Genomic DNA, 22,038 nt, shown 5'->3' with positions numbered 1-22,038 from the left:
GATAACGGGAAGATGAGATGAACTACACGTACGGACTTGAAAACGAAGCATTCTCCCAGCAAAAAGACGATGTTATTTATCAGGCGTTACTCAATGCCATTGTGGAGCATCAACTGTTGCCGGGAACAAAATTACCTGAGGAAGCGCTGGCGGACGTGTTTGATGTGAGCAGAACGGGGATCCGCAAGGTTTTGCAGCGTCTCGCTGTGGTGCAAATGATCACATTAACGCCCAAGCGTGGTGCGCAGGTATCGACACCTTCAGTGGAAGAAGCGCGGGAGATTTTTCAAACACGCCGTTTCATTGAGTGTGCCAATCTACCCGATGTGGTTTCTCACTGTCGCTCTCCTCATCTGGCGGCATTAAATAAACTGATTGCGGCGGAGCAATTGGCGCACGCCGCTCAAAACGGCGCGGAGGCGATTCGTTTGTCTGCCGCTTTCCATATTCAGCTACAGGCGATTTCAGGGAACTCGGTATTAACGGGAATTGTTTCACAGCTAACGCTTCGCTCATCGTTGGTTATTGCCGCTTATGGTGCGCCGTGGCAACAAGGATGCCGGTGTCACGATCATCACGACCTCCTCGCACTGCTGCGGGATAAAGATGTTCTGGCGTTGTCTGAGACGATGACGCGACATTTCGACGATATTGTTGCCAGCTTGCGTTTTGACCGCGATGAAAACACCGAGCCTGATTTTTGTCGTTTGTTTGGTCATCTCAAGGAGAAACGCACGTGAAACCGTTGCTGATTCAGGTCATTAACCCCAACACCAGCCTCGCGATGACGGACACGATTGGTACGGCGGCTCGTGCTGCTGCCGCACCAGGGACGGAGATTATTGCTGTGTCACCTTCTCAGGGCGTGCCTTCTATTGAAGGGCATTTTGATGAAGCAATCGCGGCGGTTGGCGTATTGGAACAGGTTAAGCAGGGGAAAGCGCAAGGGGTAGACGGGCATATTATTGCCTGCTTTGGTGATCCCGGTTTACTCGCGGCGCGTGAGGCGGCCAGCAAACCCGTGATTGGCATTGCAGAGGCCGCCATGCACATGGCGACGTTGGTCGCGACTCGCTTTTCTATTGTCACCACGTTACCGCGCACCGTGATTATCGCACGTCATTTATTACAGCGTTATGGCTTTGAACATCACTGTGCTGCGCTGCACGCGATCGATCTGCCGGTGCTTGCGCTGGAGCAAGATAGCGGTATCGCGCAAACGAAAGTGCGAGAGTATTGTATACAATCTTTGCGCCAAGATGGCGTAGGCGCGATTGTACTGGGTTGTGGCGGCATGGCTGATCTGGCGCAAGCGCTGACCGAAGAGCTGTCCATACCGGTCATTGATGGCGTGAGCGCCGCCGTCAAACTGATTGAATCATTATCGGCACTGAGACTGACAACCAGTAAGCACGGTGATCTGGATTATCCTGTAGCCAAGCCGTTGAGCGGCATATTTAGCACGTTGCGTTAAGGAATAAGACAATGATAAAAGAATCTGCCGCATTGATTGGTATTGCCGATGAAGATTATCCACGCGATCTCATTGGCTATGCCGGAAATCCCCCCCACGCTAATTGGCCTGGAAATGCCAGGCTCGCGGTACAATTTGTACTGAACTACGAAGAAGGCGCGGAAAATAATGTCCTGCATGGTGATGCAGGATCGGAACAATTTCTGTCCGATATCATCGGCGCAGCAAGTTATCCCGATCGTCATATGTCGATGGATTCGCTGTATGAATATGGGTCACGCGCAGGATTTTGGCGCATTCATCAGGAGTTTCAGCGACGTGGTTTGCCGCTGACGGTATTTGGCGTCGCGATGGCGTTGGCACGTAATCCGGCTATTGTCGAGGCGATAAAATCGGCTGACTATGATGTGGTGAGCCATGGCTGGCGTTGGATTCATTACCAAAATATGGATATCGACACAGAACGTGAGCATATGCATAAAGCGATAGACGTGCAGACAGCACTGTTCGGCCAGCCACCACTGGGTTGGTATACCGGCCGAGACAGTCCCAATACCCGTCAGTTGGTCGTTGAGCATGACAATTTCTGGTATGACAGTGACTATTATGGCGACGATCTCCCGTTCTGGATGCCGGTGAAAAAAAGTAATGGTGACGTGCATCCACATCTTATAGTCCCATACACCCTTGATGCTAATGACATGCGTTTTGCCTCACCACAGGGTTTTAACAGCGGTGAACAGTTTTTTAGTTATCTGAAAGACAGTTTCGATGTGCTCTACGAAGAAGGGGAAACGGCACCAAAAATGTTATCGATTGGGATGCACTGCCGCTTACTCGGGAGGCCTGGGCGTTTCCGTGCGTTACAGCGCTTTCTGGATTACATTCAACAGCATGATCGGGTGTGGATTTGCCGCCGACAGGATATTGCAGAACACTGGCGCCAGCATCACCCGTATGTGGCGTAATGGCGATAGGTTCTACCACAAACAAAAATGGCTACCGGATGGCAGCCATTTTAGGGTGGTTAACGTACTTCAGTACGATTAACGGAAGATAGCGTGGGGGTTAACACCGCGATAGGTTTTGCCCAACGCTTTTAATATTTGATTGATTTTGCGGACAACGCGCATCTTTTTTATCCCCACGATTCTTAAATAATTATTGGTTGAAAGTACCAAAGTTGATGTTGATGTTTTCAAACATAGCGATGATTTTGTTCAGCAGTTTCATGGTCATTTCCTCATTGTTAGTTGATTGTTTTTCTGTGATGCTGTTCACGTTTTTAAGAATACTCGCACTGATACGGGTGGTCAACTTTTTTGTGATGAAAATCACAAAAAAGTGAACGATCAGTTTGTGAGGAGTAAACCGCTGTTTTGATTTCCGTCTAAGAACCCTTTCTGCTTTTTCTTCATACTGACCCATTTTCAGCGCGTGGTCTGATTGAGCATTACCTGCACTCGCTGTGTGCTTCGTTATCGGACAGATGACGTGAGATAGGTAAATTGTCTCGATTAGCAGTTGAAATACGCGCGGGTGAAGCGGGATAATCACGCGCTTCACATTGCCTGACACCGTCTTATCCAGCTTGTTTTAATACAGCCTGTCTTGATACCGCAGTGTCTTGATAAGACAACGTTTTCCGGTTTTGCATTCAGCGAGTTAATCGTTTGCGTGCGGTTCATCGGGTACGCCAGTGAAGTTGTTGCGCTTGCGGAGCAAGGCTGCGGAAATCGGTCAAAGTGATCGTAAATAATAATGGCATTTCAGGGGATACCACCATGTCAAACACCACCCGTCAGGCAGGCTCGCTTGATGCTTTTTTTAAAATTACACAGCGCGGCAGTAACGTGCGTCAGGAAGTGTTAGCAGGCCTGACGACGTTCCTGGCGATGGTTTACTCCGTGATTGTGGTGCCGAGTATGTTAGGCAAGGCCGGCTTTCCGCCTGCTGCCGTGTTCGTTGCAACCTGCCTGGTAGCTGGATTGGGGTCGCTGCTGATGGGGTTGTGGGCCAATCTGCCGATGGCAATTGGCTGTGCGATTTCACTGACGGCGTTCACCGCATTCAGTCTGGTGCTGGGGCAACAAATCAGCATCCCTGTGGCGCTGGGGGCGATCTTCCTGATGGGCGTGCTGTTTACCCTCATTTCCGTCACGGGCATCCGCTCCTGGATCTTACGTAATCTGCCGATGGGCGTGGCGCACGGAACGGGGATTGGTATTGGCCTGTTTCTGTTGATTATTGCGGCTAATGGCGTGGGACTGGTCATAAAAAATCCGATTGATGGCTTGCCTGTCGCACTGGGTGATTTCACTTCTTTCCCCGTTGTTATGTCTTTGCTGGGTTTGGCAGCGACCATCGGTTTAGAGAAGCGTCGCGTACCGGGCGGTATCCTGCTGGTTATCATCGCGATCTCTATTCTGGGGCTGATTTTTGACCCGAAGGTAAAATATGCGGGCTTCTTTGCATTACCGAGCCTGACGGCGGCTGACGGTTCGTCGCTGATCTTCAGTCTGGATATCATGGGCGCATTGCAGCCGATGGTGTTACCGAGCGTGCTGGCGCTGGTGATGACTGCGGTCTTCGATGCCACTGGTACTATCCGTGCCGTTGCCGGACAGGCGAATCTGTTGGATAAAGACGGGCAAATTATCAACGGTGGTAAAGCGCTGACCGCAGACTCCGTGAGCAGCATTTTCTCCAGCTTGGTCGGGACGTCACCGGCGGCAGTTTACATCGAATCTGCGGCGGGTACGGCAGCCGGTGGTAAAACGGGCTTAACGGCAACCGTAGTGGGTGTGCTGTTCCTGCTGCTGCTGTTTGTCTCTCCATTGGCGTATCTGGTGCCTGGCTATGCTACTGCACCTGCGCTGATGTACGTTGGCCTGCTGATGCTGGGTAACGTCTCCAAACTGAACTTTGATGACTTTGTGGATGCGATGTCTGGTCTGGTCTGTGCCGTATTCATCGTACTGACCTGTAACATTGTGACCGGTATCATGCTGGGCTTTGGCGCGCTGGTATTAGGCCGTATCTGCGCTGGTGAATGGCGTAAACTGAACATCGGCACCGTCATTATCGCTGTCGCGCTGGTGGTGTTTTATGCGGGCGGCTGGGCGCTGTAATCCCTTCCAACAGACCTTCTGGCGCGGTCCAGAAGGTCTGTCACTTCTTGTCTTTCCTTCCTCTTTCTCTTTTCTATTACGTCCCACGCCAAACGCGATTTTATGTGCCCTTTTATTGCCTTTGGGTTGATGTTACTTGTGTGATAATCAATCTTGTTATTAATCCAGGTTTCGGCCAAAAAGCCATTTTCATACCGGGCTAAATGCGTTAAATATGGAAGGGTATTTGCTCGCTGACAGGTAGAATTTTTTGATTTAGGAGTACGTCTAAGGAAAGCATGGAAATATTTTTTACGATTCTTATTTTGACCCTGGTGGTATCTCTGTCTGGGGTGATTACCCGCATTTTACCTTTTCAAATTCCTCTGCCTTTAATGCAAATTGCGTTGGGTGCCATCCTTGCCTGGCCCCATTTTGGTTTGCATGTTGATTTCAATCCCGAGTTGTTTATGGTGCTCTTCATTCCGCCGCTGCTGTTTGCTGACGGCTGGAAAACGCCGACGCGTGAGTTTCTGCGGCACGGTCGGGAGATTATTGGTTTGGCGCTGGTTCTGGTACTGATTACCGTGGTGGGCATTGGTTATTTCATCTACTGGATGGTGCCAGGCATGCCGCTGATTGCGGCCTTCGCACTGGCCGCCGTGCTGTCGCCAACGGATGCCGTAGCGCTGTCTGGTATCGTGGGTGAAGATCGTATTCCGAAAAAGTTGATGGGCATTTTGCAGGGCGAAGCGTTGATGAACGATGCGTCCGGTCTGGTGTCGCTAAAATTTGCTGTTGCGATTGCGATGGGTACGATGGTCTTTACGGTTTCTGGCGCGACGTTAGCATTCATTCAGGTTGCACTAGGGGGTTTACTGGCAGGTATCGGTATTACCTGGCTGTATAGTAAATCATTGCGAGTGATCAGCCGTTGGAGCGGTGGTGATGCTGCAACACAAACGGTACTGCTGTTACTGTTGCCTTTCGCAGCTTATTTGATTGCTGAACACATTGGTGTTTCAGGGATTCTTGCGGCGGTGGCATCGGGGATGACGATCGGTCAGTCTGGGGTAATCCGTAATGCGCCATTAGCGATGAGGCTACGTGCCAATAGCGTGTGGTCGATGCTGGAATTCGTGTTTAACGGCATGGTGTTCATCATGCTGGGCCTGCAACTACCGGATATTCTGGAAACGTCAATCACCCAAGCTGAACTGGATCCTACCGTTGAAACCTGGATATTGTTTAGCGATATTTTCATCATCTACGGTGCTTTATTGCTGCTGCGTTTCTGCTGGCTGTGGGTGATGAAAAGATACAGCATGCACATCCAGAAAAAACGCCCGATGGTCTTCGCCGAGTTTTCTACGCGCGAGTTGTGGATCGCCTCTTTTGCGGGTGTGCGTGGGGCGATTACACTGGCGGGTGTACTGTCTATTCCGCTGCTACTGACGGACGGTACGGCGTTCCCGTCTCGTTATCAATTGGTGCTCATCGCTACAGGTGTCATCCTGTTTTCTCTGTTTTGTGGTGTGCTGGCTTTACCCCTTTTACTACGCGGTGTGGTGGTGGCGGACAAAGCGGCACATGCTAAAGAAATTCGCATGGCGCGTATGGCGGTGGCAGAAGTCGCGATTAAAAGCATGCACAAAATGGAGGAGCGTCTGGCGGCCGATCGGGAGGAAAACATTGATGAGCAGGTGCTGAAAGAAGTCAGCGCGCGCGTCATCGGTAATCTGCGCCGACGGCTAATCGATAAAGACGATCCTGAGAATGGCCTGCTGATTGAGAATCTGGAGCGGCGTTTTCGCCTGACCGCCCTGAATTCGGAACGTGCGGAGCTGTATCATCTTCGCGCCACGCAGCAGATCAGCAATGAGACGTTGCAAAAAATGCTGCGCGATCTCGATCTGATGGAAGCGCTGTTGATCGAAAATGAGTAAAACGCGGTGAGACGATCCCCGCTACCGCGTTGATTTCTTTCTCTTCTCTTTCCTTTCTTAACATCCCCATGGTGTAAGCGATGGGGATGTTTTTTATGCGTCCAGCCTAAGAGCGATGTCAGAGGATTGTAAACTGCTTGTCACTAAATGATAATGATTGTTATTATCTGTAGGACAATTCTCATAAATAGAACGTTCAGATGTAGAAGACGGCCCGCACATGTCAGAACCGTGTGGGGTGAATGGCTGTTTGAAGTACCAGATAAAAAATAAAACGGACATTAACCCTGAATTAATTAGGTAATAAGCCACGTTTATAGGGGAAAATTATGCGTGTATTAGTGGTTGATGATGATTCTGTGCTGTGTCATTGGCTGGGATCTAAATTACATTCCCACGGCCATTCTTGCCGAATGGTGCACGATGGCGCACACGCATTAAAAGCGATCAAGGATGAAGTCTACGATGTCGTTCTGTTAGACAGAATGTTACCCATCATGGACGGGTTCACGGTATTACGTGAATTACAAGGTTCACGTCATCCGCCTATTATGCTGCTTTCAGCGCTAGATCGTGATGTCGATCGGGTGATGGGGTTAGAGCTCGGCGCGGAAGATTATCTCGGTAAGCCTTTTAATTTTAATGAGTTGCGGCTACGTTTGGATATCATGGCGCGGCGCGGTAAATGCCATGCGGATAACCCTTCCATGCTGACTTTTGAAGACTTGCAACTTGACCGTATGCAGCGTATTGCATGGCGAGGAGGCAAACGTATCGATTTGACTGATAAAGAAATCAAGTTACTGATTATATTGATGGAAAATCCAGGTCAGGCGATTACGCGCACCATGCTGTTAGAGCGTGTATGGGGCTATAATTTTGATCCACAAACCAATTTGATCGACGTTCATATGTCAAAGTTGCGGGCGAAAATTGATAAAGGCTTCCCACGCCCATTAATTAAAACGCTGAGAGCGATGGGCTACGCATTAGGCGCGGTAGATAAGGACAAAGCCGATGTTGGCAGCCACGCGGAATAAAATAAAAATAAAGAGGCTAGGGCAGCGCTGGCAGGTAAAAATAAAACACTGGCAATTACTGGGGGCAAGTCAATATCCCAGCTTTTTATGCACCTCTAATTTTCGTCAGGCAATAACCATTGTTTTTCTATTCTTATTAATGATGCTGATGTGTATTGTCGGCTTCAGTTCATTAAGTGAAACGCTGATTAGAACGCATGTCCGTGAAGTTATTCTGGGTAATATCTACGATTACTCGATGCAGTCGCGCTTAACGAATGCCGATAGTCTGATCGTGCAATTACGGCAGGATAATCGCTCAAAAGGGGATGAATTACCGTTGTTTCTGGTGATGAATAAAGACGGTGATATTCTGTATCACAATCACCCTCTAAGAACACACCCTTTAAGTACCGATTCTATCAACTCACACCCTTTGGAAATGCGGCAGCATACCGATTGCCGGATGGATGTCAGTTGCCTTAAGGCCGAAATTTCCAGCCCAGACGATCCCAATCTGATCGGGTTGTCCGTCATGCTGGATGATGGCGGTGTGCTGTTTACCGCCTACAACATTCGGCCCATGTTAGAACGGGTGAGAACCATCCCGCTGGTGGCGGGAGCGGGACTGTTTATCGTGCTGCTCTTCTGCCTGTTTGTCAGTCGCCATTTCAGTTTACGCAGCTTGCGCAGCGTGGAGAAAATCCGTGCGGCGCTGCATCGCTACAGCAGCGGCGAGCAGCAGGTACGTATGCCGCTGTCGCCTTATGACGATGATTTTGACAGCCTGAGTGCTGACATTAATCAGAATCTGGAACGGATTGAGCGCCTGATGGAGCAGGTGCGTAATACCTCAAGCCACGTCGCGCACGAACTACGTACCCCGTTGACCCATCTGCAAAACCGATTGTTCAACCTGACGGAACGTGCAGGGCTGGATAACGACGTGCGTGATGAATTGAATCTGGCGGTGGACGAGGTGCATAAAATCCTCGGGTTGTTCCGTACCGTGATGCGCATCGGTGAAATCGAAAGCGGGCGCTGTGTGCACCAGTTTGAGAACATTGAAGCGCGTCAACTGCTGGAAGAAATTGCCGAATATTATCAGCCGCTGGCGGAAGAACGCGGCTGTCGCTTGAAGATTGAAATCAAAGCCGGTATCCAGCTCTTTGGCGACCGGGCGCTACTGTTTCAGGCGCTGGCCAATCTGGTAGAAAACGCGCTGAAATACGCGGCACAGGGAAAATACATCACGTTAAGCGTGACGCTGTATCGTGGCTGGATCGCCCTGAGCGTCGCTGACCGCGGTCCGGGGATTCCGCCCGCGCTACACGCCAAAGCACTACAACGCTTTCAGCGGCTGGATACCTGGTTTCAGTCCGGCTATGGGCTGGGGCTGTCTTTGGTTCAGGCGATTACTGACCTACACGGTGGCAAACTCTATCTGGACTCCTCTGCGCCGGGCTTGAATGTCTACCTGTGCCTCAATCGCTGTTAATACGCTTTTCTTACGATGAACAGACGCGCGGCGAGCGATTTTCCTCGGCTTGCCGCGATACGCTACTCTCAATTTCTTATGAATACCCCTGCAAAAAACATGAATATTTATTAATTTCCCCCACAATGTAACTCGTGTTAGCTTTTGATTTATATTGATAATTTTTCGTATGGAAAGATTAACGAATATTAATGTTCTGCTGCTTGCGGTGTTTGATAATAAGTCTCATTATTAATCTTATTATCATCATGGCATCCCCCCGAATTCCCGAGTTGGCCATGATTCCTTTGCCTGCGGATTAGAGAGTCTTCCCATGAAAAACATGAAAGCAAAATTACGTTCTTTCCTGCGTGACGAGAGCGGTGTAACGGCAATCGAATACGGCATTCTTGCGGCGGCGATGGCGGCAGCCATCGGCGCTATTTTCGGCGGCGACGGTATCTTCGTGAAAGCGCTGAATGAGAAATTCACCCAAATCGCCGATCAAATCACCGGCACGGGAACCAGCGGCGGTACCTCCGGCGCAGCGAAATAAACGCGAGATGGCGGATTACACGCACTGGCCGCAGACGGTACTGCTGATGGGCTGCCTGCTGTGGTGTATCAGTACCGACCTGTTAGTACGCAAAATTACCAATCGGGTGGTACTGATTTTATTGCTGGGCTGGCTGTTCTTCAGCGCTTCACATGTCCTGCAATCTGGTGTGTTAGATATGTTGGTATTACGGAAAACGCTTTGGGCGTTGCCTGGCGCGGCGGTGGTATTGGCTGTGGGGTTTTTGCTTTTCCTCACCGGCAGACTAGGTGCAGGGGATGTCAAGCTGATGAGTGTGCTGTGCCTGTGGGTTGGGCAAGGGCACCAGATCGTTTTCGTCATGGTAACGGCGTTGGCTGGCGGTGTGTTGGCGCTTAGCCTGCCGCTGCTCAATACCGTACCCACAGCGGTGGCGATGGGCATTCAAACCACCAACCGGATATTCAAGAGTCGGTTGCCTATGCCACCCGCGTTGCCCGCCGACCTTTCTCAAGGCATACCTTACGGCGTCGCCATTGCGTTCGGCGCGATGTATGTCCTGATTTTTCCCTTGTTTTAATTCTGTCGCAGCTTTAAGACACACACGCTAGGGTAGGCAAGTTGAAATGAAAGTGAACTCTACATACGTACTGTCAGGCGCGCTCGTGCTGGCAGGCATTGTTGCGCTGATGGTGCGTAGCCATCTCTCTTCTGAACCCCCTGCGCCGCCTCCGGTAGTGGTTAAAGCACCGGAAAAAGCCGCTGTCTTGGTGGCCGCAAAAGATCTGCATCCCGGTGATTTCATTGATTCTAGCTCACTACGCTGGCAAACCACGGATGAATCCGTTTCCCGTTCGTTTAACTTCGTTCGCGGCCAGGATAGCCAGTCTCTGCTATTTGGCGCAACCCTGCGTGAAACAGTAAAGGAGGGGACTCGGCTTAGCAGTAACGTTGTTGTGAAACCCAATGAACCGGGCTTTGTTGCCGCCGTGCTGCATAAAGGAATGCGGGCTATCTCCGTTCCCACTAGCGCGATTGCGAGCAATGCCGGATTGGTGTCAGCAGGCGATCGCGTGGATGTGATCCTCAGCATGAGACGAGACGATCAGTCAGAGTTACCCGCAAGCCGTAACCAGCCAGTTGTGATGCCACTTTTGGCTTCGCAGACCATTGTTCGTGACCTGAGAGTATTGGCACTGAATGATAAGGTCGGTACGCCGATCTACACACGCACAGATATTAGCCCAGAAGACGGCGGTTCGCTGGATGTTGTAGCGAAAAGCCGTGAGCCTGCCGCAGGCCCCCGTTCGCGTTCTGCTACCTATCAAACCGTCACGTTGGAAGTCACGCCTCAGCAGGCTGAAGCGCTCGCGGTTGCCAAAGAGCTGGGTATTCTGCATTTGGCACTACGCAGTGCCGATCTGGATGATGCGGTCGATCCAGCAACAGGACGTCCTCATGTGACCACGGTTCCGCGCGCGACCGATATTTACGGGGTGCTATCAGCAGGATCTGGTGAACGCAAAGTGAAAATCTATCGCGCTGAGCAAAAAGACGTGGTGACGTTCCCCTCCCGATAAGACGAGTACGCCATCTGACAGCCTGCGGGGAGCCGCGAGTTGTTCATGGAAAAATGAAGCCCATTACGGAAATTAAGTAAATGACGATGTTTTCGCTGTTTTTGAAATCGGACTTTCGGGGTACGTGCAAACGATTGCTGACCGCTGGCCTGTTTAACGCGGTATTGCCTGTCACGCTGACGACGATGATGTTGCCTGCGACCACGCTGGCTGCCGGGGTATCTGTGGCGCCAGTCACCGATGAGGTGCGTTTGACCGTGAATCAGGGACGGTTACTGCAACTCCATGGACTGCCGGACAGCGTGCTGGTGGCCGATCCGAATATCGCCAGCTTTGAACTGCCTTCACCGGGTAATTTGTTTGTCTACGCCAAAAGCGTCGGCACCACCACGCTCTATGCGATGGATGAAAATGGCAATGTCATCAACGCGATTCGCCTGGTGTCCGAGCATGACTTGAAAGCGCTGGGTGAGCGCATGAAGCGTGAATTCCCCGGTGCGGATATCCAACTGGAAGCCTCGATTCCTAGCGGTGTGATTGTACGCGGTAGTGTGGATACCCCGCAGGATGCCAAGCGCGTCATCGACAGCATACAAGCTTACATCAGTGCATCTTCCGGTGGTGGGCAAGGTGGCGGTGGAGGCGGTGGCGAGAAATTGCCGGGTTCCAGCGAAACGTCCGGCAAGGTGATCAATCAGCTCAAAATCAAAACGCCTTCGCAAATCAATATTCAGGTGCGTGTGGTGGAAGTCTCTCGCAAGCTGACCAGTGAACTGGGCTTCAACTGGGCGGCATCGTTGAGTACCGGTAGCGGCAACATGAGTGCGGGCAGCGGATCGCGTCTGAACTTGTTTAATGCCACGACTGGACGGTTTTCTAACCCAACGGATGCGGGTTTCCTGAACTTCGGACGCTCCAGACTGAGTGGATTATTAACCGCCATGAACCAACAGGGCATGGCAACGGTATTGGCTGAACCCAATCTGACGGCGATGTCTGGGGAAACGGCGGCGTTTGCCGCAGGTGGCGAAGTGCCGATCGTCCTCATCACCAACAACAGCGTCAGCATCGATTACAAATCTTACGGTGTGATTCTGCGCATGACGCCAACGCTGCTGTCTGCCAACCGTATCAGCCTGCACATTGCGCCGGAAGTCAGTGAACTCACGGACGTCGGTTCCGTACAACTGGAGGGCGGATCGCGTATTCCGGCCTTAACGGTACGCCGTGCGGATACCACGGTAGAGCTGGCCAGCGGGCAGAGCTTTGCACTGGCGGGGATGTTGCGTAGCGCCGGTAGCCAGACAATCAACGGCGTGCCAGGGCTGAGTAGCGTCCCGATGTTTGGCCGCCTGTTTGAAAGCGAAGCCACCAGTCAGGAAGAAACGGAATTGGTGATTATCGCGACTGCTTATGTGGTTGAGCCAGTTAATGCGGGCGATCTTCAAACGCCGGGGCAAGGCGTAAAAATGCTGGATTCATCCATGCCGCGTTCTGCATCTATCGGCTATCTCTACTGAGTTCGCGAGGGGAAATAACACATGAAAACGATCAATAGCAACCACCCTTCGTTTCGTCCTCTGCCCCTGCGTGCAGCGGTGCTGACCGCCATTTTTCTGCTGGCTGGCTGCGGATGGAATAAACCGATTAACGATGTTCGTATGCAGCGTTTTGACCAGCCTGGGCTTCAACCCATCGCCGTCCAGCCTTCATCGGTGTCCGTGCCGTTAGTGGCCGCGCCGAACGGGCGGGGATTCCTCCCTGAATCATTGAAGCAGCTCAATATCATGCTGAAGGATCAGGGGCGGTTATCGGCACAGACGCTGACGCTGATCCCACACAGTGCGAGCGGTGAGCAGATGGCTGGGCGATTGGCTACTGTGCTGAAAAATGCCGGCGCGAATCCACAGAACGTGAAACAGATGCGCCGTTCTACGGCGAGCGGTCAGAACGGCGATCTGGAAGTGATTTCCGAGGCGCTGGTGGTCAAAACCACCCGTTGCACGATCAATGACCCGAATCAACTGATGGTGAAGCCTTATGAAGCCACTGGCTCTCTCGGCTGCGCCACGCAAAACAATCTGGCGATGATGGTTGCTGAACCACGCGATCTGATTCAGGCGAAAGCACTGGATGATGCGGATGGCGTAGCGGCGGTCAATAGCATCGAACGCTATCACAAAGGTGAAGTGAAAGAGCTCATCGACATTAACTTTGAAGAAGATTAAGGGCGTGACATTCCATGAGTGAAATTACCCCTAACGATGGTGAAGAACTGGCGTTGCCGCTGGTGGCATTCGCTAATGATGTACGCGATGTGGCCGATATCGGCGATCTCTTCACTCGCCTTAAACAGCCAGATGTACCGGTGATGTCCGGTGGTATCGCTGCTGCTCGTCAATGGTGTGAGCTGAATGTTCCGCCGCGCATTTTAGTGGTGGATCTGGAAGCGGAGCACTGGCCGTTACCTGCACTGGAAGAGCTGCTGAGTGTCTGTGGCCCTACCAGCCAGGTGATTGCTATTGGCAAAGAACAGGATGTCGGCTTGTACCGTGCGCTGCTTCAGGCTGGCGTGGTGGACTATCTGGTGAAGCCGTTCACGCTGGATCTGCTGGCGGCGACGCTGGCGAAGTGTGAAGGCCAACAAGCTGGACCGGAATATGCCCGTATGGGCCGGACGATTGCGGTTGTCGGCGCCAGCGGTGGTAGTGGGGCGAGTACCGTGGCGATGGGACTAAGCCGCCTGCTGTCCGGCGAGCGTCATTTGCCCGTCGCGCTGGTCGATTTCGACCGGCGTAACGGCGACCAACTGCTGCTGCAAGGGCAAACCGATGACGCAGGGCTGGCAGCGGTGCTGGGGACACAGGAGCTGGATACCCGATTGCTGCAACGCGCCATGCTGCGCGTGGATACCCGTTTGCATCTGCTGGCGCAGAAGCCGGAACTGGGTGAATTGAGCCCGGTGGATGTGGATAACGTGCTGAACCTCGGTGGTGCGCTGTGTCGCATGTTCAATCAGGTGATCTGGGATCTGCCCAGCAGCTACCCAACGGGTGCGCTCGACGTGCTGACTTATGCCGATCTGCGCATCATCGTGACGGAATTGACGCTTCAGGATGCGCGTAATGTGCGGCGCGTGCTGAATGAGATCGGCGACGAAAGCGAAGGGCAACGTCTGTTGTTGGTACATAACCAGAGCCGTTTTGCCGGCGCCGCGCCGTTAAGCCGCGATCAGTTCGAACAATTTACTGGCCGGAAGATTGATGTCGTGCTGCCGAATGCGGGCCATGCGTTGGCACAAAGCCTGACGCTCGGCGCACTGAATCTGTCTGCGGCGCCTGCTTTCCAGCAGGGTTTGCGCCAGTTGGTCGATCTGGCCTGCGGCGTGCGCGCCAGACCGGCGGAAAAGCGCTGGTTCTCGCGTTGGTTAAAGCGCGCCTAATGATATTAAGCGTTAGCCGTCTTTCAACGGGTTACAGACTGTTTTTTGGGGTTCAGGATTATGTTGATTCGCAAGAATAACCTGCAAAAAAGTGAAGCAGGAAAAAGCACGCCTCAGCCTGCGCCTGCTGCCAATGTGGCAGAATTGAAAACGCGTCCGGCTGCGGAGAGCCGCGCACAGCCTGCGGCGAATACCGCGTCTGGATCCGCTCCAGCCGCGCGCCAGACGGACAGCCGGACCAGCCAGCGCCGGATTATCCGCGCACAGCTCTACGATCAGATCGACGCAGGTAAAGCGGCGATGATGGGGCGTGACAAGTTGCTGGTGCAGATCGAAACGGTGATCCGCCGCATCTGTGATGAACAGCGCTTGCAGCTTTCCCGGCAGGAAGAGGAAGCCATTGCCGCCGAAATGCTGGATGAGATGACCGGGATCGGGCCGATCCAGCCGCTGCTGTCGGATGACACGGTCAACGATATTTTGGTCAACGGCGCCGGTCAGGTGTTTGTCGAGCGTTTTGGCAAACTGGAACTGTCGCCGATTACCTTCATTGATGAAGAGCATGTCTTTAACACCGCGCAGCGCATTGCTGCCGCAGTCGGGCGCCGTATCGACGAAGCCAGCCCGATGGTGGATGCGCGTCTGCCGGACGGTAGCCGCGTCAACGTCATCACCTATCCGCTAGCGATCGACGGCACCACGATCTCGATCCGTAAATTTATGCGCCGCAACCTGTCGCTGGAAATGCTGGCAGAGCGTCGCTGCATGTCCTATGCGATGGCGGATGTCCTGAACAAAGCGATGCAGGCGCGCGTCAACGTCATTGTTTCCGGCGGAACGGGCGCGGGGAAAACCACCTTACTGAATGCGCTGTCGCAGAAGATCGGCAGTACCGACCGCATCATCACTATTGAAGATGCCGCCGAGCTGCAATTGCAGCAGGAACATGTGGTCAGGCTGGAAACCCGTCCTGTCAGCGCCGAAGGTACTGGCCGCGTCGATCAGCGCGATCTGATGCGTAACGCCCTGCGTATGCGCCCTGACCGTATCATTCTGGGTGAGGTGCGCGGCGGCGAGAGCTTTGACATGTTGCAGGCGATGAACACCGGCCACGATGGGTCGCTGTGTACGGTACACGCCAATACCTCGCGCGATGCGATACAACGTCTGGAAAACATGGTGATGATGGCAAACATGCAGCTACCGCTGATGGCGATCCGTCGGCAGATCGCCAGCGCGGTGCACCTGATCGTGCAGATCGAACGTATGCGCGACGGTATGCGTCGCGTGGTCTCCATCACCGAGGTGTGCGGCATGGAGAACGAAGTCATCCAGCTTCAGGATCTGTTCAGCTTTAACATTCAGGGGATGGATGGACAGGGGCTGTTGACGGGGGAATATGTGCAGCACATCCAGCGTCCGCAGTTCTACAGCGACAAATCGCACCTGTTTGATGCGCAGTAATGGACGAAGGAGACGCCGATGAGTGACGCACGTCTGAACCTGATTACGCTGCTGGTGTTTTGCAGCGTGCTGATGCTGCTTCTGGCGGTTAACGCCTGGAGAAAATCACGGCAGCAGCGCATGCAGCGCGAACAGCGTTGGCAGCAGATTTTGAATGAGGTCAGCCCGTCGGCTGCCGCCGTAGCGTCTGATTCCATTCTGCGTGACGAGATCAGAACGCCGCTGATGGGGGTCCCTGTGATTGGGCGTTGGCTGGCGATCCTCTGGGCGCAGATGACGTTCATTGGTTGGAAAAAGAACCTGCTTCAGCGTGCTCTGGCGCTGGCTGCGGTCTGCCTGATATTCGGCATGATTCTGGGTCAACGAACCCTGCTGCCGCTCACAATGGGACTGGTATTTACGCTGCTGCTGTTTATCAGCATTGGTCTGCTGCTGTTTCGCTCAACCCTGCAAAAACACCTGAAAGCGCTGCGCGAGAGTCTACCGGAAGCGATTGATGCGATTACCCGCAGTTGTCGTGCCGGTGTACCCGTTGCGAATACGTTTGCGATTGTCGCTGAGCATCTGACTGGGCCGTTGGCAAATGAATTTAAGGTGATTGACCACTGGCTGCGTCTGGGGATTCCGCTGCGTCAGGTGATCCAGGCCTCGGCGACGCGGGTGCCGATGTCCGAATACCGTTTCTTCGTGGTGATTCTGATCATCAATCAGGAAGCCGGTGGACGACTGGGCGAAACGCTCGAACGTCTGTCCGCGACGCTGCGTGAACGTCGGGAATTGCAACTGAAAGTGCAATCCAAAACGTCGGAAGCGCGGGCGTCCGCCAAGATTGTCGCTGCACTGTTCCCCGGCTGTCTGGCCTATCTGTACATGAAGTCACCGGAGGATTTCAGTTTCTTGTTCTCCGATCCGGTGGGAACGTCGGTGCTGATTTATGCCTTGTGCAGTGTCTCGGTCGGCATGTTGATCACGCACGTGATGGTTAAGCGAATAGGGTAAAGGGAGAGCTATTCATGACTGTTTTTGACGATCCCTTACTGCTGCTGGCGCTTGTGCTGATGGTGGCTGGGATTTACCTGGCACGGACACAGCATAAAACACAGCAATACAAGCAGCTGGAGATTCGCATGCGCGGGCATCTGCCCGTTCCTCTCTCAGAAGAAAATTCTCAGGAAAACATCCTGAGAGGTCAGGGAACGACATTATCTCCTCTGCTGGAAACGTTATTGCAGCCGCTGGCCACACAGGGCGAGCGTCTGTCGGGATCGGATCGCGATCGTCGCAATCTGCGCCGTTTGCTGGATCTGGCTGGGATCCGCCGTAACGAAGCGGTGGGTTGGTTGGTGATGGGAAAATTTGCCGCCGGGGCGCTGCTTGCTATCGCTCTGGTGTGGGGATGGTTGCCGCCTGCTGACCGTGCTGGGCTGACGGGCGTCGCGGCAGGGCTCATTGGTTTCTTTGTTGGCTCGATGGTGCCGGAGTGGTGGCTGAAGTGGCGTGCGGCAAGCCGGGGCGAAAAGCTGGCGCGCGCGGTGCCAGATGCGCTGGATCTGATGGTGGTCTGTGCCGAAGCGGGTTTGCCTATCGGGCGTGTGTTGCAGGTGGTATCGAAAGAACTGGGACTGTCTTCACCGGAAATGGCGGATGAACTGCATTACACCGCCGCAGAATTACAGATCCTATCGGATCGTACGCTGGCGATGAAACATCTGGCAGAGCGTACCCGCGTCAGCGAGATCGAAAGTATGGTGGCGACGCTGATTCAAGCGGAGCGCTACGGTACGCCGCTGTCTCAGGCGTTGCGCACGATTGCGGATGAAAGCCGCAAGACGCTGATTCTGAGTCTGGAAGAGAAAGCGGGTAAGCTCCCTGCGCAGTTGAGCGTGCCGTTGATGGCGCTGATCCTGCCACCGATTATCGCCATTATGGCGTCGCCTGCACTGGTGCGCGTGGTCCGCCTGCTGGCCCAGTAGTCTTGTTTCAGACATGTAGTTTTGTTTCCGACATGTTGATTTTAAAACGTGATTCCCGGTCTGAACCGGAATTCACTAGGGTGACAACCGATGGAGTTAGAGAAAATGATCGATCTGGTAGCAAAACTTAAGCGCGGCGCGCCCATGCTGGCATTGCTCATCGTCAGTACCGTGCTAGTGGGATGCGGCAGCTCGATGGCGATTAAAGGCAGTAAAGATGAAGGCCTGCGTCTGGCGCGTTTGCTACGCGATCAAGGGCGTGTTGAAGCGGCGACGGAAGTGTATGCGCGTCTGGATAGCCGTGATGCGTTGAAAGGCGCTGAGATGCTGGAGTATGCCAGTGTTGCAGCGCTGGCGCGTTCACCGCAGCAAACGCTGGAGCTGTACGGACGCGCACGTCAGGCGCTGGGCGGTGATACTAACAAAATGACGCCGGAAGAGGCGCTTGCGGTGTGTCTGGGAATGGGTCGTGCACAGCTGGCATTGGGACGTAATGCGATGGCGCAAACCGACTTTGCCTGTGCGCTGAAAGCACAGCCGAACGACGCTGGCGCTCTCAATGGCATGGGTGTGGTAATGGATGCCTCAGGTAAACACGCCGAAGCGCGACAACTGTTTGAAAAAGCGTTGCAGGTAAACCCAGCAGATGTCGCGGCACTCAACAATCTGGCGCTCTCATGGCTGGCAAGCGGCAATGCGGACAAGGCGATTTCTCTGCTGCGCTCGGTGGATGAAAGTAACGCAACCGGCCGACTGAATCTGGCGCTGGCCTACCTTTCTGGCGGCAGAGAGGATGACGCACGTTCGGCGCTGGCGACCATTGCCCAGCCACAGCGTATTGATGGCTTGATCGACGAGCTGCATCAGCGTTTACAGCAGATGCAGCAGGATAAATCCCGTGGTGAAGCGCTGCTGTTATCCAGCCGTCAACGCCTGCAATTGAGCGCTCCTGAGTAATGGCGTGGCTTCGTAATCTCGGCCCGTGGCGTGATAGGGACACAGTGCAAAGTATTGTGCCGTGCCATGAACGTCACTGGCGCAGCACGCATGGTGTGATCGCGACGGAAGTGGCGTTTCTGGTGCCGGTCGTTCTGGTCGGGGTGATGATGCTGTTTGAACTGGCGCGTATCGGGCTAGTGATTGCCGCTGGTAGCGCTGCGTTGGATAAAGCCGTGCAGGCTTTCAGGCTCGATAATCTCGCGTCGGACAGTGCGGAGCAGATGGGAACCCGCCTAAAGGCGCGCATGGTTGAAGCGGGATACGGCTACCTCAAGGAAGACGATTTAACTGTCAGCGTGTTGCACTTCGACAATCTGAGCCAGCTTGGCGGGCTGACTAACGGCAATAGCAGTCAGGACAATCCCAATGGCGAGGAAACGACGACACTGCCAGTGTGGTCCGTGACGGTGCAGATTAAAAAGGCGTTTATCACGCCGCTACCGGAGGTGTTAACGCTGGGGGACACCTTCCGCTACCAGTACAAACATGTATTTGGGACGGAACTGCGCAATGACTGATTTTTTACTGAAAACCAGTCGTTCACGGAAAGCCAGCCGTTTACTGAATGGGCTCCGCCGCTTCTGGTTTTCTTGTCGTGCTTCTACCGCGGTAGAAACGGCGTTAGCGTTTCCGATTGTGTTGGCGATGGGGTCGCTGTGTGCGGATATCTATACCGTCGGGTTGGAGCGTACGCGTATGGAACAACGCGCGGGTGCCATTGCGTCGATACTGGCGATGCAGCAAAAGCTGGATGAGAAAGGTCTGCAAGGTCTGCTCAATACGGTGTTGCCAGCGGAAGGGTTAGGCAATTACCAACTGTTAATCAGCAACGTGCGCCAGACCGGCGAGCTGTACTGGCAGTTGAGCAGAGGTACGGCAGAGGCGCTATGTGCAGAAAGTGAAACCCTGCCGGGCGAAGAGTACCTCCCTGAACTGCCGGAAAGAGACCGCGAAGAGGGCAGCAAGAACACCTCCATGATGGTGGTCGAAATCTGCCGTCAGGGGAAAGATGTGAGCCTGCTGGGCGGCCTGTCGTTGGGTGGTCTGCTGCATGCATCGTCAGTTAACCGGGTGGCTATCAATGTGGTTGAGCTGGATGAGGTACTCAAAAAAGAGGCCGGTCTGGAAGAAGAAGATCAATAGCTACGGGTTTTATAGAAGACTACGGGTTTTATAGAAGACATAGAAGCGGCAAATAGACCGCAAACGGCAGCGAGTTTCTCGTTACCGGAATAACAAAACGATTAAGACAAATAACGTGTGAGCCATGTCGTTTTATTTTCCCGTTTTATGGGCGGGTTGAGTATGCGCTGAATCCAGGAATACAGGATAGGAAAGGATGAAAAAAACCTTACAGAACAGAAGAGTAAAAAAAGACGCTACCGGAATCACTCTGTTCTGGCGTGAACGCCTGTCTGCCTTTATTCAGCAGGAAAAAGGGGCGGGTACAGGGTTTTATGTGCTGGGTGCGATGGCGTTATTGGTGACGGCGGCTTTTATCGTGGATACCTCCACGGCAACCGGTGATGCCACGCAGATCAAGCGTGCGACGGATGCCGCTGCGCTGGCCGTCGGGCATCAGGCGACCATTAATGGTGAAGAGTACAGCCAGGAAGAGACCAATAAGTTGGCGTATGACTACGTCAAAAATAATCTGGGGATGAATAAGGCCCTGAGTGAAAAACTGGAGGTAGGCGATGTGGCCGTCACGGAAGGGCGCAACAGCGAGACGCGTAAAACCTATACCGTCACCGTCGCCTTCGAAACCAAGCCTAGCCTGCTGAACCTCGGAGCAAGGAAGCAGGAAGTATACTCGACGTCAGAGATCGTCAACCGCCCGACCGAAATTGCCTTTGTCATGCCAGTGACGGGGGATATGAGCGAAGGGGATATCCGTTCGCTGAAAAGCGTTAGCCGCAGTTTCGTCGAGCGCATGCTGAGTAGCGCAGACGGCAAGCGTGACAACCTGTGGCTATCGCTGGTGCCGTATAGCCAGTCGGTGAGTGTGTACGATGCGGAAGACGCCAACCGCATTCGGCGCTGGTCTGCTCCGGGAGCGCTGAACCCGCCAGAGCTGCGTTCGCTGTTTGCCAGCGGCGTTGTCAGCAGCCTCGCTGATCGTCGTTTCCCCGATCGCCGAGCGAATTTACTGTGCATGTACCGTGGGTTGGGGCGGGAAGAAAATTTCTTCTGGGATGAGCCGCCCGTTGGCCAATTCCGGGTGTACTACCGTCACGATTTGCCGGTAAACGGCAGCCCTGGTGCGCCGCCGATCTCCTGGCGTGGTCCCAATCCCGATCTCTACCCGTGGGATAACAACTCCAATGCAGTAGATACCCGCTTTATCGTCGCTGATAGAGGGTGCCCGAACGCGGCGCTGATGCCGCTGACCAATGAAGAAAGCAAACTGAATCAGCGTATCGATCAGTTCTCTGCCCGCTTCAACGTGAACTACGCCATCGGGATGTCATGGGCGGGGGCGGCGCTGTCGCCCAACATGCGCGGTTCAGACGGCTGGGGTGATGCCACGCTGCCGCTGGATTTCAATCTGGACGGCAACGGTGACGGTCAAAAAGTGATCGTGATGATGGCCAACACCGTCGGTGACTGGTTTGACACCGACAGCTACAACTTCAACCGCAATGCATTCAGTGGTCAAACCGGTTCGGATCCCGCCCGTACCTTTGCTGCGCAGCGCTTCCGCGATCTGTGTTCCAGCTTTCGTGCGCGCAACATCAAATTCTATTTTGTCGGCATTCGTCCCGGCGACCCAGAGGATTTTGGCCGCAACCTGTTCGACGCCGAAGCGACGCCAGGCCTGCTGATTTGTACCGAGGGTGAAAAGCGGATGAGCTTTATCGACGGTGCAGGGTTCGGCGCAGAGGGCGTTGAGGATCAATTGATTAGACGGTTGGATCGTATTGCTAGCCAGATAGAAACCGAGGGCGGCTATGTTCGGCTGGTTGAATGACCGCTGAAGGTAGCCAGGAATGACGCGATTTGCCCCTTTATTACAGGA

General features: G+C 53.6%; 21 protein-coding genes. 20 read left to right on the top strand and 1 reads right to left on the bottom strand.

Annotated features, from left to right (window positions below; genetic code table 11):
* Positions 1-17 precede the first annotated feature (17 nt).
* The 3 genes from H0247_RS16070 to puuE are packed head-to-tail and all read left to right on the top strand — an operon-like array spanning position 18 to position 2,442.
* Positions 18-740, top strand: a complete 723-nt coding sequence (locus tag H0247_RS16070) for a GntR family transcriptional regulator (protein WP_180743437.1) — start codon at positions 18-20, stop codon at positions 738-740.
* Positions 737-1,474 carry an aspartate/glutamate racemase family protein gene (locus H0247_RS16065; protein WP_180743436.1) on the top strand — a complete coding sequence of 246 codons (738 nt, stop codon included), beginning with the start codon at positions 737-739 and terminating at the stop codon, positions 1,472-1,474. Before H0247_RS16070 ends, H0247_RS16065 begins: the two co-directional genes overlap by 4 nt.
* An 11-nt stretch (positions 1,475-1,485) precedes the next feature.
* Positions 1,486-2,442 carry an allantoinase PuuE gene (puuE, locus tag H0247_RS16060; RefSeq protein ID WP_180743435.1) on the top strand — a complete coding sequence of 319 codons (957 nt, stop codon included), beginning with the start codon at positions 1,486-1,488 and terminating at the stop codon, positions 2,440-2,442.
* A gap of 193 nt (positions 2,443-2,635) precedes the next feature.
* Here the strand turns inward: puuE and H0247_RS16055 are convergent, their stop codons facing one another.
* A complete protein-coding gene (locus H0247_RS16055) occupies positions 2,636-3,052 on the bottom strand; it encodes a hypothetical protein (protein WP_180743434.1) in 417 nt (138 codons plus the stop codon).
* A gap of 206 nt (positions 3,053-3,258) precedes the next feature.
* Between H0247_RS16055 and H0247_RS16050 the strand changes: the two genes are divergently transcribed.
* From H0247_RS16050 to H0247_RS15970, 17 genes are all read left to right on the top strand, one after another.
* Positions 3,259-4,605 carry an NCS2 family permease gene (locus H0247_RS16050; protein WP_180743433.1) on the top strand — a complete coding sequence of 449 codons (1,347 nt, stop codon included), beginning with the start codon at positions 3,259-3,261 and terminating at the stop codon, positions 4,603-4,605.
* Between the two features lie 278 nt (positions 4,606-4,883).
* On the top strand, positions 4,884-6,530 hold the full coding sequence (locus tag H0247_RS16045; protein ID WP_180743432.1) for a Na+/H+ antiporter: 1,647 nt from the start codon (positions 4,884-4,886) through the stop codon (positions 6,528-6,530).
* A 329-nt stretch (positions 6,531-6,859) separates the two neighbouring features.
* Positions 6,860-7,570: a response regulator transcription factor gene (locus H0247_RS16040; protein ID WP_180743431.1), complete on the top strand. Its 711-nt coding sequence runs from the start codon at positions 6,860-6,862 to the stop codon at positions 7,568-7,570.
* Positions 7,548-9,047 carry a HAMP domain-containing sensor histidine kinase gene (locus H0247_RS16035; protein ID WP_180743430.1) on the top strand — a complete coding sequence of 500 codons (1,500 nt, stop codon included), beginning with the start codon at positions 7,548-7,550 and terminating at the stop codon, positions 9,045-9,047. The genes H0247_RS16040 and H0247_RS16035 overlap by 23 nt, the downstream gene beginning before the upstream one ends.
* A 313-nt stretch (positions 9,048-9,360) precedes the next feature.
* On the top strand, positions 9,361-9,582 hold the full coding sequence (locus H0247_RS16030) for a Flp family type IVb pilin (RefSeq protein WP_010295686.1): 222 nt from the start codon (positions 9,361-9,363) through the stop codon (positions 9,580-9,582).
* A 7-nt stretch (positions 9,583-9,589) separates the two neighbouring features.
* On the top strand, positions 9,590-10,141 hold the full coding sequence (locus H0247_RS16025) for a prepilin peptidase (RefSeq protein WP_180743429.1): 552 nt from the start codon (positions 9,590-9,592) through the stop codon (positions 10,139-10,141).
* 46 nt (positions 10,142-10,187) lie between these two features.
* Entirely contained in the window at positions 10,188-11,141 is a 954-nt protein-coding gene (gene cpaB / locus H0247_RS16020; RefSeq protein ID WP_180743428.1) for a Flp pilus assembly protein CpaB, read from the top strand.
* A gap of 80 nt (positions 11,142-11,221) precedes the next feature.
* Positions 11,222-12,661, top strand: a complete 1,440-nt coding sequence (locus tag H0247_RS16015) for a type II and III secretion system protein family protein (RefSeq protein WP_180743427.1) — start codon at positions 11,222-11,224, stop codon at positions 12,659-12,661.
* A 21-nt stretch (positions 12,662-12,682) separates the two neighbouring features.
* Entirely contained in the window at positions 12,683-13,369 is a 687-nt protein-coding gene (locus H0247_RS16010; RefSeq protein ID WP_180743426.1) for a CpaD family pilus assembly protein, read from the top strand.
* Positions 13,370-13,383: 14 nt separating this feature from the next.
* Complete coding sequence (locus tag H0247_RS16005) at positions 13,384-14,583, top strand: hypothetical protein (protein WP_180743425.1); 1,200 nt, start codon at positions 13,384-13,386, stop codon at positions 14,581-14,583.
* A 60-nt stretch (positions 14,584-14,643) separates the two neighbouring features.
* Complete coding sequence (locus H0247_RS16000; protein ID WP_180743424.1) at positions 14,644-16,047, top strand: CpaF family protein; 1,404 nt, start codon at positions 14,644-14,646, stop codon at positions 16,045-16,047.
* Between the two features lie 18 nt (positions 16,048-16,065).
* Positions 16,066-17,046, top strand: coding sequence for a type II secretion system F family protein (locus H0247_RS15995; RefSeq protein WP_180743423.1), 981 nt, complete (start codon positions 16,066-16,068; stop codon positions 17,044-17,046).
* A 14-nt stretch (positions 17,047-17,060) separates the two neighbouring features.
* Positions 17,061-18,020, top strand: coding sequence for a type II secretion system F family protein (locus tag H0247_RS15990; RefSeq protein ID WP_180743422.1), 960 nt, complete (start codon positions 17,061-17,063; stop codon positions 18,018-18,020).
* Between the two features lie 105 nt (positions 18,021-18,125).
* Positions 18,126-18,977, top strand: a complete 852-nt coding sequence (locus tag H0247_RS15985) for a tetratricopeptide repeat protein (protein ID WP_180743483.1) — start codon at positions 18,126-18,128, stop codon at positions 18,975-18,977.
* Entirely contained in the window at positions 18,977-19,537 is a 561-nt protein-coding gene (locus tag H0247_RS15980; protein ID WP_180743421.1) for a hypothetical protein, read from the top strand. The genes H0247_RS15985 and H0247_RS15980 overlap by 1 nt, the downstream gene beginning before the upstream one ends.
* A complete protein-coding gene (locus H0247_RS15975) occupies positions 19,530-20,162 on the top strand; it encodes a TadE/TadG family type IV pilus assembly protein (protein ID WP_180743420.1) in 633 nt (210 codons plus the stop codon). Before H0247_RS15980 ends, H0247_RS15975 begins: the two co-directional genes overlap by 8 nt.
* Positions 20,163-20,358: 196 nt before the next feature.
* A complete protein-coding gene (locus H0247_RS15970; protein WP_180743419.1) occupies positions 20,359-21,990 on the top strand; it encodes a Tad domain-containing protein in 1,632 nt (543 codons plus the stop codon).
* Positions 21,991-22,038 lie beyond the last annotated feature (48 nt).

Source organism: Pectobacterium sp. CFBP8739 (assembly GCF_013449375.1).
Lineage (GTDB): Bacteria > Pseudomonadota > Gammaproteobacteria > Enterobacterales > Enterobacteriaceae > Pectobacterium.
The sequence above is the reverse complement of the archived record's forward strand: the minus strand, read 5'-3'. Positions and strand labels throughout refer to the sequence as shown.